This window comes from Planococcus sp. ISL-109, assembly GCF_018613655.1.
Classification (GTDB): Bacteria; Bacillota; Bacilli; order Bacillales_A; family Planococcaceae; genus Planococcus.
In genome coordinates this window covers 25472-39749 of the sequence record NZ_JAGGPW010000029.1, presented here as the reverse complement: position 1 = coordinate 39749, position 14278 = coordinate 25472, and the positions used below count along the sequence as shown (strand labels likewise).

The window sequence follows — 14278 nt, the reverse complement described above, 5'->3', positions numbered from 1 at the left end:
GATGAATCTGCTATTTGAAGGGAAAACGTGTTATCTCCGTACGCTTACTGTCGAAGATGCAGAAGACATGGTGCGGGTTCTGCAGAAGAACCGCAATTACTGGGCGATTTATGAACCGCGGCATCGGGACAGTTACTTTACCATTGCCGTCCAGCGTGAAAAAATACGTGAAGCCATTTACCAGGCACGCGAAAACCGGGAATACAGTTTCGGGATTTTTTCGCATGAATCCAATCAGCTGATCGGCCACATTTCGATTTACAGCATTAAGCGATTGCCGTTCCTAAGTGCATTGGTCGGCTATTCGATGGACGAACAATTTATCGGCCGTGGCATTGCGAGCGAGGCGGTCAAATTGATCACGGCTTTCGGGTTCGAACAATTGCGCTTGCACCGGATTGAAGCGTACGTATCTCCCGATAATGTGGGGTCGCTGCGGGTACTCGAAAAAGCAGGCTTTCAAAAAGAAGGCTTGCTGAAGCGGTTTTTGTTTATCAATGGGGAATGGAAAGACCATTATTACTATGCGCTTCTTGAACAAGATTTTTGAAAGGGTAAGGCCGCCTATCGGAAATGGTGGAAAAATGTGCGGAGATGGCTTGAAAATTGATGGAGGAGTGGATGGAGCGTGGATCGATTAAAACAATTTGCTTATCATAAGTGGGCCAGCCAGCGAATTTTGGAGCATGTCCAGGAACTGAATGAAGCGTATTACACGCAAGCGGGAAAAAGTTCTTTCCCGTCAATCCGGGACACCATTGCTCACGTAATCGGCGTCGAAAAAATTTGGCTCAAACGGATGAACGGAGCCGAGAATCCGGCGTTCGAAAAGTTCGATGTAGAGACGGTGGAGAAAGCGATGGAAGCGTTCCTGCTATTGCACGCAGAGATGGAACTTTATTTCGCCTCACTAACCGAAGAAAGTTGGCAACAGGAATTTACGTACCGCAATATGAAAGGCCTCAAGTTTTGTCATAGCCGCGATGAAATGTTGTTCACAGTCATCAATCACGCGAGCTACCACCGCGGCCAGATCACATCCTTATTGCGCCAATTCGACCAATCGGGCATCCCGCTCGATTATATACATTTCCAAAGAAAAAACCGCTGAGATTTTTCTCAGCGGTTTTCTTTATCTTCGTAGCCATCTACAATGACATCGAGTTTTCCGGTTGTCGGGTCGATGACAAGACCATGGACCGGTACTTTTTTATCCATCAGCGGATGGTTGCGCACCATGTCGACGCTGTGGCGCACGCTTTCTGTTACATCGTCAAAGCCTTTCAGCCATTCGTTGAGGTTGACGCCTGAGTAATCCATCAGGTCAATGGTGCTTTGTTCAATGCCGCGGCTTTTCATCTTTTCGATGATGCCTTCCGGTTTCACTTGAGCCATGCCGCAATCGTGATGGCCGATAATGTAAATTTCGTCGGCATTCAACTCGTAAACAGCAACGAACAAGCTGCGCATAATGCCGCCGAACGGGTGGTTGATGACAGCGCCGGCACTTTTAACGATCTTCACATCACCTTTTTTCAAGTTCATCGCTTTCGGCAACAGTTCGAACAAGCGCGTATCCATGCACGTCAAAATGACCATGCGCTTGTCAGGGAATTTGGTTGTTCTGTATTCTTCGTACTTTTTTTCCTGGACGAATTTTTCGTTATAGCCCAAAATCTCATTCAATAAAGACATACTAGTTCCTCCTTGAGGTGATTTGATTAATTACCGCGACATCTTTTCGAGCTGGTCGATCATGCCGAGCGACCGCCCGGTACCAATAGCGACGGATTCCAATGGGTCCGGTGCGATATGGACCGGTACAGAAATTTCTTCTGTCAGCCATTCCTGCAATCCTTTTAATAATGCACCGCCGCCTGAGATGACGACGCCTTGGTCGACCATATCGCCGGACAGTTCCGCCGGACAATTCTCCAAAGTGGCGCGGATGCATTCCAAAATGGCTGATAAGGATTCGCTCAGCGCTTTTTGCATTTCGTCGGAACTCAGTTCAATCGTTTTCGGCAATCCGCTCAATACGTCGCGGCCGCGGACGTTCATCTTTTTCGGTTCGTGGGGAATCGGGGCATAGCCGATTTCCTTTTTGATCGTTTCGGCCGTTTTTTCGCCGATCAACAAATTATAATGCTTGCGCACGTATTGGATGATGTCTTCATCCATCCGGTCGCCGGCAATTTTAATCGTGCTGGAAGACACGACGCCGCCGAACGAGATGATCGCCACTTCGGTCGTACCGCCGCCGATATCGACGATAACCGACGCGACTGGTTCTGTGATCGGCAAGTCCGCTCCAATGGCTGCAGCGACGGTTTCTTCGATCAAATGCACGGATTTTGCGCCGCTTTGCTTGACGGCATCATGGATGGCGCGGCGTTCAACCGCTGTCGCACCGGACGGGGTGCAAACCATGACTTTCGGTTTGCGGAGTGATCCGCCGAGCTGTTTCGATGCCTTTTGCATAACCAGCTTCAACAGTTCGCGCGTGACGTCAAAGTCAGCGATGACGCCTTCTTTCATCGGCCGCACGATGCGAATCGAATCGGGTGCCTTGCCGAGCATCGCTTTGGCTTCGGTGCCGATTGCGATGACGGCTCCGCTGCGTGCATCGAGCGCTACAATGGACGGCTCGTTAAAGATGACGCCTTTGGACTTTGTATAAACAAGAATGTTTGCGGTACCGAGATCGATCCCGATATCCGTTGCAGAAAACATGAATGAATTCCTCCTAATCGGTATGGACAATGCTTATTCAAATTTTATCACTTTCCTGGGAGATGTGATAGTGGCACTGCAAAACAGAAAAAAGCTCTGCCTCGTGTTGAGGCAGAGCTTTTTTTTAGTAGCGCTCTTTCGGTAACGGATCGATATGCTCTGCATCGTGGCTGCGAAGCACTTTGCCAATAAAATGCATCAGCGTAAAGAAGAATATAAAGATTACGACCGTAAACCCAAGAACAACAGTTATACCGTAGAACATAATGATAACTCCTCTCTAAACTGTAATTATCATATTCAGTATACATGAAACTCTAAAGAAAATTAAGTGTCGAATTAACGACCTTTAGAATGCCCAGTTGCCGCCGCGGAAAATCGCTTCGCGCGAGCCGTCTTCTGAGATGCCATCGATATCCATATCAGCAGAGCCGACCATGAAATCGACGTGGGTGATGCTTTGGTTCAATCCGTGTTGTTGGAGTTCATCAGGTGACATCGTCTTGCCGCCTTCTAAGCAGAAAGCATACGCGCTGCCGATGGCGAAATGGTTGGATGCATTTTCATCGTAAAGTGTATTGAAGAACAGGATGCCGGAATCCGAGATCGGCGACTGGTGCGGCACAAGTGCGACTTCCCCGAGGCGATGGGAGCCTTCGTCGGTTGCCACCAATTGTTTTAGCACTTCTTCTCCTTGTTCGGCAACAACGTCTGTAATGCGTCCGTCTTTGAACGTCACCTTAAAGCCATCGATGATATTGCCGCCGTAACTTAACGGTTTCGTACTCGAGACATAGCCGTTGACGTCGTCTTTATGGGGAACAGTGAACACTTCCTCTGTCGGCATGTTGGCCATGAACGCATCGCCCTTTTCGTTGATGGAACCGGCGCCAGCCCACAAATGGCCTTTTGGAAGGGCCACTTCAAGGTCCGTGCCAGGTGCGGTGTAGTGTAGTTTCGCGTATTTCTTGCCATTCAAATAATCGACTTTTGTATGGAGCGTGCGGTCATGCTCGAGCCATGCTTCGATCGGATCTTCCAGATCCGCACGGACAGCTTTGAAAATCGCTTCCCACAGCGCATCCATTTGCTCGTTTTCCGGCAGGTCCGGGAATACTTTCTTCGCCCATTCTGTAGACGGGGCTGCTAGGACCGACCAGCTGATTTTATCGGATTGCACGTATTGGCGGTATTTGTTGAGTGCTTGTCCGGCAGCTTTTTGTGACGCGGCGATGCGCTTTGAATCGATCCCTTTCAATAGGTCCGGGCTTTGCGAAACAACGCTGATGAATGCTGCGCCTTGTTCGGCCAGCTGCTCGCGCTCTTGCACTTTCCATGCAGGAAACTCGGTAAACGAATCTTCCGGTGCTTTTTCAAAGCGGGTACGGGAGATGGCATCATCGCTCCAATCGACGAAAACCTGTCTTGCACCTTCTTCATAGGCTTTTTTGACAATCAATCGAACGAAGGGTGCTGCATCTATAGAAGCCGCAATATACAATTTTTGATCAGGCTGAATATTGACACCTACTTTTACAGCTAATTCAGCGTAACGGGATAACTTTTCTTCAAATGTGGACATTTTCAAAAACACTCCTCTCATCTTTTCTATAGTAGCAATATTCAAACAGAAAGCGCAATAGAAGACAGAGTGGTGAGGAAAAATGATTTGCATTATTTATTATAAAAGTTTATTATATAAACAAAAGTTTAGAAAAGGAGGGAATCCTATGACCCGGAAGGAACAGGAAATCCTGACGCTGATCGAACGAAATCCGTATATGTCCCAGCAGGAAATGGCCGATGCTTTAGGCATTTCACGGCCGTCACTGGCCAATTTGATATCCGGCTTGATCAAGCAGGGGCGGATTGTCGGAAGAGCGTATGTGCTGCCGGAAGAAGATGCGATCCTGTGTATCGGCGGCGCGAATGTCGACCGCAAATTCCACCTGAAGGCGACGTCTGTACCCGGTACGTCGAATCCGGCAACAGTAACAAGGAGCGTCGGGGGAGTCGCGCGCAACATCGCAGAAAATATCGGGCGGCTTGGACATAAAGTCCAGTTAATCACAGTAGCGGGGGATGACCCTGAATGGCGCTTTATCGAAGAAGCTTCTGCAGCATTCATGGATACGGCGCTGACGAAAAATATAGCGCACGGCGTTACCGGCAGCTACACCGCCGTTTTGGAGCCGGACGGCGAGATGACTTTGGCGCTTGCTGATATGGACATCTACAGTGAATTGACACCCGCTTACCTTGAGCCGCACCGGGCGAAATTGATGCACGCAAAACTGTTGATCGTTGATTTGAATTGCCCGAAAGAAACGGTGCGCTATTTACAGGACTTGGCATCATCCGCTCGAGTGCCGGTTGCCGTCATTCCTGTATCGGCTCCGAAAATGGACCGCCTCGGAGAAAGCCTGACCGGCATTTCCTGGTTGATTTTAAACCGCGACGAAGCAGCTCTGCGGCTTGGCCTTTCAATCACTGATGAAGCAGACTGGAGGCGCTCTGTCGAACTGCTGCTCCAACAGGGAGCGGGGGCGGTCGTGGTGACCGGAGGAAAAGACGGGGCAATGGCTGGAAACGGTGAAGGCATTGCCCATTTCAAAGCAATCGAAACGCAGCGTGTGGAAGATGTAACAGGCGCAGGAGATGCCTTTACGGGCGGACTGCTGCACGGGTGTCTATCGGGATACGGTTTTACACAAGCGGTGCGGTTGGGCATGGTCAACGCAGCCAAAACGCTCGACAGCGCACAGACCGTACGCCCAGAATTGAACGAAACGCTGTTAACTAATGAATTGGAGGAATTAATATGATAGATATGATCAGTTATTCAACAGAAGTACAGGAAGCCATAGACCAGAAAAAACCGATTGTTGCATTGGAATCGACGATCATCTCCCACGGCATGCCGTATCCACAAAATGTCGAAACAGCACGCGAAGTCGAGCAAATTGTCCGCGACTATGGTGCAGTGCCGGCGACGATTGCGTTGATGGATGGGCGCATCAACATCGGTTTGTCCGAAGAGGAACTGGAATTGCTCGGCAATTCACCGGACGTGGCGAAAGTTTCCCGCCGCGACATCGGTCAATTGCTCGCAACGAAAAAAATCGGGGCGACTACAGTCGCAGCAACGATGATTTGTGCGGAGCTTGCCGGCATCCGGGTGTTTGCCACAGGCGGCATCGGCGGCGTTCACCGCGGAGCGGAAGCGACGATGGATATTTCCGCCGATTTGGAAGAACTTTCGAATACAGGTGTCGCGGTCGTCTGTGCCGGTGCAAAATCAATTTTGGATATCGGGCTCACCTTGGAATATTTAGAAACGAAGGGAGTGCCGGTGATCGGTTATCAAACGGACGAGATGCCAGCATTCTACACACGCAACAGCGGCTTCGCCTTAAGCTACGGTTCGGAATCGACTGAAGAACTTGCGCGCATCCTGAAAGCGCAATGGACATTAGGGTTAAAAGGCGGCGCCGTCATCGCCAACCCGATCCCCGAAGAACATGCCCTCGATAAAGCCTTTATCGACCAAATCATCGAACAGGCGATGGCAAAAGCAAACACAAATGGCATCAGCGGAAAAGAAGTGACACCGTTCTTGCTCGGCAAAATAAAGGAACTAACAAAAGGCAAAAGCTTGGTCGCCAATATCGAGCTCGTCAAGCACAATGCCAAAGTCGGCGCACAGCTTGCAGCTGCATACCAAGCGCTTTAAGAACAATTTGTGAAAAAAGACCCCTAGGGAGTCTTTTTTTTGTCATTTGCCGTTTCTTCGGTTTTCATGAACTCTGTTTCAGGGTAAGGAATGTCAAGGAGTTGAAGCTCATGAAAACGGATGTGTTCATCGGCGGCGGAGGTGTAGGCGGGTTAACGCTCGCATTGAAATTGGTTCGGCGCGGCTTTGACGTCATACTCGCGGAACGGATGGCTGTCAGGTCACCGACATATAAAGGGGAATTACTACAGCCGAAGAGCATGCAGATTTTTGATGGCCTTGGCGTCTATGAATCGATTTGCGACCGGTCCAACGAAATCAAAGTGCTCGACATGCTCGAGCTGTCGAGTTCGCTGAAAGTAAAAGACCAATCGTTTATGGATTACAGTGTCTTACCAGGAAAATATAATGCTGCTTATATGATCCATCACGAAGAGCTGAAAACCATCATTCGAAAAGCAGCTTCTGAATATGAAAACTTCCATTATTTAAAAGGCACAGCTTGCAAAGGCTATACAGAAAATACGGCTATCCTCCAAAAAGGCACGGAAAAATTTGAAGTGGAAGCCAAGTATTTCTTCGGGGCGGAAGGGCGTTCTTCGGTTACGAGAAAAACGATGGAGATCGAAGTAAAGCAAACGACATATAACCACCATTTCCTGACTGTCACGTTTCCACGTGCGGAAAATTTCACAGACGGCAAAATCATTTCAACGTATAACCGCTTTCTTGGATTGTTCCCGCTTCCCGATAATCAAGTGCGCAGCGTTTATTTGATTCCGCAGGGAGATTATAAAACTTTAAAAGAAAAGCCAATCAGCCATTTCCACAAACTCTATACCGATTTGGCACCGGTTGTGGACGGCTATGTCCAGCGGCTGACGGACTGGAAAAAAATCCAGCTGATGATTCCGATCATGTATCATGCAGAATCGTACGTCAAAGGCAATAAAGCGATTATCGGCGATGCAGCACATGCTGTTCATCCGATGGCGGGAGAAGGCATGAATATGGCGATACAGGATGCAGATGTGCTCGGAGAACTCGCTGCAGATATCCTCACGGAAGAAAAGAATAATCCGGCAAACCTCGAATGGTACGAAAAAGTGCGCTATCGCCGGGCAGACCATGTCATCCAGTTGAGCCATTTGGCGGCACTCGCGTATTCGTTCCCGTATCGCCCGGTCAGTTATTTGCGCCAGCGGACGTTCGAGCGGATGGAGGAAGATCCGATTCTTCACTTCAAGCAGATGCTTAACGTTTCAGGGCTCGGTTTGTGGAAAGAAAATGTCCGCGACCGCTTTATCCAAGGAGGGTTCATGCCGGTTCGAGCAAAGGAATTGGCGGAAGACACGAAGGAACTGAAATATTACAAACCCGAAGATGATTACCCGTGGAAAGTGGAGGGACTAATATGATAGACATAATGAAAATGGTGAAAGCCCGTACTTATATGAAACGCAACGAGCCCTTCTTATACAGCTGGCATGCGTATGTCGGCTATGAGATGGATTTATACAAAGCATTCGAACGGCCGGTGACACAGTTTGATGTGGCGGATGCACTCGATCTCGACGAGCAATTGCTGGCGCAATGGGTAGCAGTCGGTGTTTCCATCGGCTACTTGAAAGAAGTCGGCCGCAACCGCTATCAACTGAAGAACAGGTGGAAACTGCCGAAATCCAAAGGCAATAATTCATCGGGTGTGTTACTGAAGGAAATGATGGAGCTGCACATTCCGACACTTTTGGAATATCCGAAAATGATGCGCAGCAAAAATCGCCTCCACTTTAACGAAGACGAGCATGCGCCGACTGTCGCTGAAACAAGCCGGCTGCTGGAAGTATTGGCGTATCCGAAAATGGCTGCTCGGTTGAAAGAGAAAAAGTGCCGTCGCGTTCTCGATATTGGATGCGGAGAAGGGGGCTACATAAAAAAACTGGCACAAAAATTCCCTTCTACGCAGTTCACGGGAATTGAAATCAGCAAAGAAGTCGTCGATACGGCCAAAGCTTTGACCAAAGGACGAAAGAATATTTCGATCGAACAGGCAGACCTTTGGGATTACACGCCAGAATCACCACAGGACATGATCATGCTCAACAATGTCCTGCATTATATTCCGCTCGAAAAGCGCCAAGCCTTATTCAAGGAACTCAGCAGTTGGCTGGCTGACGGAGGCGTCTTATCGATTGTCACGCCGATTGCCGGAGGACCGGACAGCACGCCGTTCGCCAACGTGTTCAACAGCTTCTTTTCCTCTTTCGACAATCTCTACCGGTTGCCGAAACGCGAAGAGCTCATTGAATGGGGAGAAGAATCCGGACTCGATTTCCTCAGCCTGCGCACCGTCATCAAAGAAGGCGGCTGGTACATCGTTCAATATGAAAAGAAAAGCTGAAGTGGCCGTTATGGCTCGACAGGCATAAGACGAGTTCCCGAAGCGGCGCCTTTTGCCGCACAAGGCAGTTGACTTATGCCCCGAGAATCTGGCTGCCGAAGCTAGACTAAAAGAAAAGCGAAAGCGCCCGTTAAGCTCCGACAGGCATAAGCCGACTGCGCAGCGGCTGCAAGCTGCAGAGAATGAATGAATGAGGCTTACGGACTCATTCAATTACCATGCATATGTGGAGTGGGAGCGCGTCCTAACCAGCCATAAGAAAAAGCCCTGAAGCAGCTGCTTCAGGGCTTTCCTTATTTGCGCAATGAACCAAGCTCAGAGGCGATGGCCTGCATTTCGTTCGGGCTGAAATTACTGCGTCCTTTAACCATTTCGTAAAGTTCACGCAAGTCTTCATATTCAGAGGTATTGAAATGCTCAGCTTTCATCGCATCCACATTGACCATGCGCAATTTCGTCTTTATTTCCTCGATCATAAAATCGACATTCTCAGGTGATTTTTTGGATAAATCCATGATTTATTCCTGCCTTTCGGGTGGGTATACTTTATCATTTCATTATTCAAATGGAATGTCAATTACGAGAACGGGCTTCTTCTTTCTCTTCCTTGATTTTTGCGTTGATTCTCTTCGTCTCATAGACGATGACACCGGACAGGCCGAGAAGGCCAATCAAGTTCGGGAAGGCCATCAAGCCATTCATCACATCGGAGAATGTCCAGATGACATCAAGTGATACCGTCGCCCCGACAAATACCATAGCAACAAAGGCGATGCGGTAAACTATAAGCCAGCTTGGATTTTTGAACAAATATTGGAAACATTTTTCGCCGTAATAGGACCAGCCGATAATGGTCGAAGAAGCGAAGAAAATCAGGCCGACTGCTACGATGATCGGGCCTGCCCCGCCTAGGAACTGCTCGAATGCAGCTGTTGTAAGGGCCGCACCTTGAAGGGTGTCATCCAAATACAAACCGGACATGACGATGGTGATACCGGTGATCGAACAGATGATCAAAGTATCAAAAAATACTTGCGTCATTGATACTAAAGCCTGGCGCCCTGGCATATCGGTTTTCGCCGCTGCCGCCGCAATAGGTGCAGATCCAAGGCCGGCTTCGTTTGAGAAGACGCCTCGTGCAACACCGTAGCGGATTGCGGCACCGATAGCACCGCCGGCTGCTGCTTCACCCGTAAAGGCGGCACTGAAAATCGTTCCAAGCGCAGCAGGGATAAGGTCCATGTTGAGGATCATGATGATGATTCCGGCAATAATATAGAATAAGGCCATGAATGGAACGAAAAATGCTGTCACTTTTCCGATCGTTTTGATTCCGCCGATGATAACGACAGCGGCAAAGATTGTTAAGATGATTCCGGTAATCCACGTTGGCACAGAAAATGTATCGCGCACGACGGATGCCACAGAGTTGGACTGCGTGCCGTTACCGATACCGAATGCTGCAATAGAGCCGAATATCGCAAACAAGACCGCGAGCCATTTTTGTTTCAATCCGTGTTCGAGGTAATACATCGGTCCGCCAGCCATTTGACCTCTTGAATCGACGACGCGGTATTTGACGGCTAGAACCGCCTCGCCGTATTTTGTCGCCATCCCGAAGAATGCAGAAAACCACATCCAGAAGACAGCTCCCGGGCCGCCGAGAATGACCGCTGTTGCAACCCCGACGATATTCCCTGTCCCGACTGTAGCAGCCATTGCCGTGGATAATGCCTGGAAATGGGAAATATCTCCTTGTGCATCTTTATCGGGATTTTTGCTGAATGTCAGCTTTAATGCATATGGCAGCATGCGTATTTGCAGCACGCCTAAGCGCACAGTCAGGAAAATCCCTGTCCCCACTAGGAGAATTAAAAGCGGCGGTCCCCATACATAACCGCTGATCGTACCAAGAAACTCTGTAAATGCTTCCATCTTTTCTCCCCCTTTAGAATGTTTTGTTTAAAAGGAAAACACTCCTCCTGTAAATTTAATATTCCGAAAGTTTTGCGGTATAGTCAAGTTATTTTTTAAAAATAATTTTGAAAGTGTTTAGAATAGGTTGGATTAGGGAAAAAATCAAAGTATGATAGTAATGATAATGATATCTTACAGTAGGAGGAATTTAGAATGAGCCAAAACAAATTGATGACAGGTTTACTAGTAGGGGCAGCGGTAGGTGTAATCGTTTCACTTCTTGACCGCAATACCCGTGAGGATGTAATGCACAAATCACAAAAGGCGACTGAAAGCGCCAAGTACTATGCACACCATACAGATGAGCTGAAATCTGCATTCAAAGAACAGGCAGAACGTGCTCAAAATCTTTATGCACGAATCTCAGAAGATGCTTCTTATGTCGGCAGCAAAGTGCAGCAAGTAAAACAATTGGTTCCAGAAGTGAAAGAAGTAGCAAAGGATGCAAAAACTGCAGTAGTGGAAACAAAAGAAGCGGTTGTGGATTCAAAAGACGATGTCTTATCAGCAGTTAAAGAAGACGATCCTTCACCGAGCTCTTCATTGACGGACGATTCTTCTTCACAATCCGACATACAGAACCGCAACTGAGAAGGAAAAATGGCTCCGCAAAAAGAAAGTGGCCAGCCCGAACTTCAGAAAGTGAGATATGATGTGTTGACTGGCCGCGGCTTTTTAAAAGAATTAGGGAAACGGATCAAAGACGTCGATGTGCCGGGACTCGGAGCGCAATTGGCGTTTTTTTTCCTCTTATCGATTTTTCCATTATTGATTTTTCTCGTGACGTTATTGCCGTATTTAAGTTTGCCGAGAGAAGAAGTATACCGATTTATGGAAGATGTAATTCCGGCAGAAATCTATAGTTTGATTGAACAAACGCTTAACGAAATACTCACCAATCAAAATAGCGGACTGCTATCTTTTGGTGTGCTAGCGACGATCTGGTCGGCAAGCCTTGGTATGAATGCCTTGATCAAGTCCTTAAACGCCACACATGGAGTAAAAGAAAGCAGGCCATTGCTGATCGCTAGAGGCATGTCGATTTTAATGACGATTCTGCTGATTATCATGCTGGTCGTGGCATTGGCGCTGCCGATATTCGGCCGTCAGCTTGGTTTGTTCTTTTTTGCGTTTTTCGGACTGGAGGAAGGATTTTTGGAATTATGGGCGATGATTCGCTTTACGATTCCAGCCCTTATCACATTTATCGTGTGCGTCGTTATATATTGGCTGGCGCCTAATGTCCGAATCAGCTTTTGGGCGGTGCTGCCAGGAGCGGCATTCGCTTCAATTGGTTGGCTCATTCTGTCTTTCCTGTTTTCCATTTACGTGAACAACTTCGGGAATTTTTCTGCAACATACGGCAGTATCGGCGGGATTATTTTATTAATGCTTTGGCTATACCTTTCTGCCATGCTCTTGATCGTTGGCGGGCAAATTAACGCGGTCATGCAAGAAAGAAGAAATTCTCAGAAACTATTGCATAAAAAAAAGACGGCTCTTCCCGATAAAACATAAGGGGAAAGCCGTCTTTTCAATGTATAATATTTTAGACATTGCGGTTGAGCATACGCAAACCATTTAATATGACAAGAATGGTACTGCCTTCGTGACCGATAACGCCTAGTGGCAATGAAATCGCCTGAAAGAAATTCGATAAAATCAAGATCAAAATGACTGCCACTGAAAAGAAGATATTCTGTTTGATGATGCGCTGCATTTTTCTCGCTAAGCGGATCGAGTAAGAGATGCGGGACAAGTCATTCTTCATTAAAATGACGTCTGCTGTCTCCAATGCGATGTCCGTGCCTTCGCCCATCGCGATACCGGTAGTTGCTGTCGCAAGCGCCGGGGCGTCGTTTATGCCATCGCCGATCATCGCGACATATTTATATTTTTCCAAAAGTTTTTTTAAATGGTCTACTTTGTCGCCAGGCAAGCATTCGGCGATGTATTCATCGACACCGGTCTCTTCTGCAATGACTTTGGCAGTTTTCCGGTTATCGCCTGTCAGCATAATACAATAGATGCCACGGTCCTGAAGTTCGGCGATGGTCGTTTTGGTAATGTCCCGCACGGTGTCTTTTAACGCCATCGCAGCAAGGATCCCTTTGCCGTCCCGCACGAAAGTGACTGTTTTCCCTTCGTTTGCCAAGCCTTCAAGAATCCCGTTTTCAAAAGCATACGCATCGGCTTCGCCGACAAATCCCGGTTTACCAACCAAAATTTCATCGCTTCTGTATTGTGTTTTCAAGCCGTTTCCCGGAACATCTTCGACCGGCAAACTGCGTAAAGGTTGAAAGCCTTGCTGTACGACAAAATCGGTGATGGCTTTGGCAAGCGGATGGTTGGACTGGGATTCGATTCCTGCCACAAGCGCCATCACTTGTTCGCGGTCTGCCCCTTCGCGTATGACAAAATCAGTGACTTCCGGCTTGCCGCGTGTCAATGTGCCGGTTTTGTCGAATGCGATTGCTTTAATGACGCTTAAATTCTCTAAATGGGCGCCGCCTTTAAAGATGACACCGCTTTTGGCACCATTGGAAATGGCAGCAAGCGTCGCTGGCATAATGGAAGCGACCAAAGCGCAAGGAGAGGCGACTACAAGTAGCACCATGGCCCGGTAGAATGTTTCGTTCCAGCTCCAGCCGACAAGGAAATGTGGAACGAACAGCATGAGCACGAAAACAATCAAAACAATTTTCACGTAGCGTCCTTCAAAGCGTTCAATAAACTGCTGGGAAGGGGACTTTTCACTTTCTGCTGACTGCACGAGTTCAATGATTTTTTGGAACATCGTCTCAGTGCTCAGTTTGGTCATGACCATGGCGATAGAGCCGGATAAATTGACCGTGCCTGCAAACAGGTTGTCGCGCTTGTATTTCGACACAGGAAGCGCTTCACCGCTGATGGCGGACTCATCTACCGCCGTTTGTCCGGAAAAGACTTCCCCGTCGACCGGAATGCGTTCGCCCGGCCTGACAGCGACGTGATCCCCGATCTTCAGTTCACCGATAGGAACGCGTATAGTTTCTCCGGATTCTTGCAATAGCCAGGCTTCGTCCGGCTGCATTTCCATTAAGGCGGAAAGTTCTTTGCGGCTTTTGTTCATCGTATAGGTTTCAAGTGCACCACTGAGTGCAAAGATGAAGATTAAAATGGCGCCTTCTGTCCAAAAACCGATAATGGATGCGCCGACCGCTGCGAAGATCATCAAAAATTCGACGTTCAACTGCTTGTCTGCAAGCGTTTTTTTGATGCCATATTTCGCTTTCGCGTAGCCGCCGATGACAAATGCCAGCAAATAGGTGGCTACGGAAGGAGCGGTAATTTCCTGCAATTCTAAAATATAGGCGATGATGATCAGAACACCAGATAAAATAGCAGCAATCAACTCTAGGTGAGGATGAACTTTGCTCCACATTTGCATTCCT

Annotated in this window: 15 protein-coding genes; 8 read left to right on the top strand and 7 right to left on the bottom strand. The window is 48.1% G+C overall.

Going from position 1 to position 14278, the window contains the following annotated elements:
* Position 1: 1 nt before the first annotated feature.
* Both J7E21_RS15145 and J7E21_RS15140 read left to right on the top strand, forming a co-directional pair.
* Positions 2–550 carry a GNAT family N-acetyltransferase gene (locus tag J7E21_RS15145; RefSeq protein WP_215109310.1) on the top strand — a complete coding sequence of 183 codons (549 nt, stop codon included), beginning with the start codon at positions 2–4 and terminating at the stop codon, positions 548–550.
* Positions 551–628: 78 nt separating this feature from the next.
* Positions 629–1111: a DinB family protein gene (locus J7E21_RS15140; protein ID WP_215109308.1), complete on the top strand. Its 483-nt coding sequence runs from the start codon at positions 629–631 to the stop codon at positions 1109–1111.
* 8 nt (positions 1112–1119) lie between these two features.
* Here J7E21_RS15140 and J7E21_RS15135 read toward each other — a convergent pair whose 3' ends face one another.
* The 4 genes from J7E21_RS15135 to J7E21_RS15120 all read right to left on the bottom strand — a co-directional run bounded on the left by J7E21_RS15135 (position 1120) and on the right by J7E21_RS15120 (position 4315).
* Positions 1120–1695 carry a beta-class carbonic anhydrase gene (locus tag J7E21_RS15135; RefSeq protein WP_215109307.1) on the bottom strand — a complete coding sequence of 192 codons (576 nt, stop codon included), beginning with the start codon at positions 1693–1695 and terminating at the stop codon, positions 1120–1122.
* A gap of 30 nt (positions 1696–1725) precedes the next feature.
* Positions 1726–2733, bottom strand: coding sequence for a rod-share determining protein MreBH (mreBH, locus tag J7E21_RS15130; RefSeq protein ID WP_215109305.1), 1008 nt, complete (start codon positions 2731–2733; stop codon positions 1726–1728).
* Between the two features lie 124 nt (positions 2734–2857).
* Positions 2858–2998, bottom strand: coding sequence for a hypothetical protein (locus tag J7E21_RS15125; protein WP_215109303.1), 141 nt, complete (start codon positions 2996–2998; stop codon positions 2858–2860).
* Positions 2999–3082: 84 nt separating this feature from the next.
* The gene (locus J7E21_RS15120; RefSeq protein ID WP_215109301.1) at positions 3083–4315 is read right to left on the bottom strand and encodes an aminopeptidase; all 1233 of its coding nucleotides are present in this window, start codon (positions 4313–4315) and stop codon (positions 3083–3085) included.
* A gap of 148 nt (positions 4316–4463) precedes the next feature.
* Between J7E21_RS15120 and J7E21_RS15115 the strand changes: the two genes are divergently transcribed.
* The 4 genes from J7E21_RS15115 (at position 4464) to J7E21_RS15100 (ending at position 8867) form a co-directional block, all read left to right on the top strand.
* Positions 4464–5558, top strand: coding sequence for a carbohydrate kinase (locus J7E21_RS15115; RefSeq protein WP_215109299.1), 1095 nt, complete (start codon positions 4464–4466; stop codon positions 5556–5558).
* On the top strand, positions 5555–6466 hold the full coding sequence (locus J7E21_RS15110) for a pseudouridine-5'-phosphate glycosidase (protein ID WP_215109297.1): 912 nt from the start codon (positions 5555–5557) through the stop codon (positions 6464–6466). Before J7E21_RS15115 ends, J7E21_RS15110 begins: the two co-directional genes overlap by 4 nt.
* A gap of 110 nt (positions 6467–6576) precedes the next feature.
* A complete protein-coding gene (locus J7E21_RS15105; RefSeq protein WP_215109295.1) occupies positions 6577–7884 on the top strand; it encodes an FAD-dependent oxidoreductase in 1308 nt (435 codons plus the stop codon).
* A complete protein-coding gene (locus tag J7E21_RS15100; protein ID WP_215109293.1) occupies positions 7881–8867 on the top strand; it encodes a class I SAM-dependent methyltransferase in 987 nt (328 codons plus the stop codon). Before J7E21_RS15105 ends, J7E21_RS15100 begins: the two co-directional genes overlap by 4 nt.
* Positions 8868–9160: 293 nt before the next feature.
* Here J7E21_RS15100 and J7E21_RS15095 read toward each other — a convergent pair whose 3' ends face one another.
* Both J7E21_RS15095 and J7E21_RS15090 read right to left on the bottom strand, forming a co-directional pair.
* Positions 9161–9382, bottom strand: coding sequence for a DUF1128 domain-containing protein (locus J7E21_RS15095; protein ID WP_215109291.1), 222 nt, complete (start codon positions 9380–9382; stop codon positions 9161–9163).
* 58 nt (positions 9383–9440) lie between these two features.
* A complete protein-coding gene (locus tag J7E21_RS15090) occupies positions 9441–10802 on the bottom strand; it encodes an alanine/glycine:cation symporter family protein (RefSeq protein WP_215109289.1) in 1362 nt (453 codons plus the stop codon).
* 195 nt (positions 10803–10997) lie between these two features.
* Here J7E21_RS15090 and J7E21_RS15085 point away from each other — a divergent pair, with 195 nt between their 5' ends.
* Positions 10998–11435, top strand: coding sequence for a YtxH domain-containing protein (locus J7E21_RS15085; RefSeq protein WP_215109287.1), 438 nt, complete (start codon positions 10998–11000; stop codon positions 11433–11435).
* Positions 11436–11444: 9 nt separating this feature from the next.
* On the top strand, positions 11445–12362 hold the full coding sequence (locus J7E21_RS15080) for a YihY/virulence factor BrkB family protein (RefSeq protein WP_215109285.1): 918 nt from the start codon (positions 11445–11447) through the stop codon (positions 12360–12362).
* Positions 12363–12393: 31 nt separating this feature from the next.
* Here J7E21_RS15080 and J7E21_RS15075 read toward each other — a convergent pair whose 3' ends face one another.
* The gene (locus J7E21_RS15075) at positions 12394–14268 is read right to left on the bottom strand and encodes a heavy metal translocating P-type ATPase (protein WP_483313499.1); all 1875 of its coding nucleotides are present in this window, start codon (positions 14266–14268) and stop codon (positions 12394–12396) included.
* Positions 14269–14278 lie beyond the last annotated feature (10 nt).

Excerpts from the sequence above, each read along its gene's own strand:
- J7E21_RS15145 (WP_215109310.1), top strand. The coding sequence starts at position 2 with ATGAATCTGCTATTTGAAGGGAAAACGTGTTATCTCCGTACGCTTACT.
- J7E21_RS15135 (WP_215109307.1), bottom strand. The coding sequence starts at position 1,695 with ATGTCTTTATTGAATGAGATTTTGGGCTATAACGAAAAATTCGTCCAG.
- mreBH (WP_215109305.1), bottom strand. The coding sequence starts at position 2,733 with ATGTTTTCTGCAACGGATATCGGGATCGATCTCGGTACCGCAAACATT.
- J7E21_RS15125 (WP_215109303.1), bottom strand. The coding sequence starts at position 2,998 with ATGTTCTACGGTATAACTGTTGTTCTTGGGTTTACGGTCGTAATCTTT.
- J7E21_RS15120 (WP_215109301.1), bottom strand. The coding sequence starts at position 4,315 with ATGTCCACATTTGAAGAAAAGTTATCCCGTTACGCTGAATTAGCTGTA.
- J7E21_RS15115 (WP_215109299.1), top strand. The coding sequence starts at position 4,464 with ATGACCCGGAAGGAACAGGAAATCCTGACGCTGATCGAACGAAATCCG.
- J7E21_RS15110 (WP_215109297.1), top strand. The coding sequence starts at position 5,555 with ATGATAGATATGATCAGTTATTCAACAGAAGTACAGGAAGCCATAGAC.
- J7E21_RS15105 (WP_215109295.1), top strand. The coding sequence starts at position 6,577 with ATGAAAACGGATGTGTTCATCGGCGGCGGAGGTGTAGGCGGGTTAACG.
- J7E21_RS15100 (WP_215109293.1), top strand. The coding sequence starts at position 7,881 with ATGATAGACATAATGAAAATGGTGAAAGCCCGTACTTATATGAAACGC.
- J7E21_RS15095 (WP_215109291.1), bottom strand. The coding sequence starts at position 9,382 with ATGGATTTATCCAAAAAATCACCTGAGAATGTCGATTTTATGATCGAG.
- J7E21_RS15090 (WP_215109289.1), bottom strand. The coding sequence starts at position 10,802 with ATGGAAGCATTTACAGAGTTTCTTGGTACGATCAGCGGTTATGTATGG.
- J7E21_RS15085 (WP_215109287.1), top strand. The coding sequence starts at position 10,998 with ATGAGCCAAAACAAATTGATGACAGGTTTACTAGTAGGGGCAGCGGTA.
- J7E21_RS15080 (WP_215109285.1), top strand. The coding sequence starts at position 11,445 with ATGGCTCCGCAAAAAGAAAGTGGCCAGCCCGAACTTCAGAAAGTGAGA.
- J7E21_RS15075 (WP_483313499.1), bottom strand. The coding sequence starts at position 14,268 with ATGTGGAGCAAAGTTCATCCTCACCTAGAGTTGATTGCTGCTATTTTA.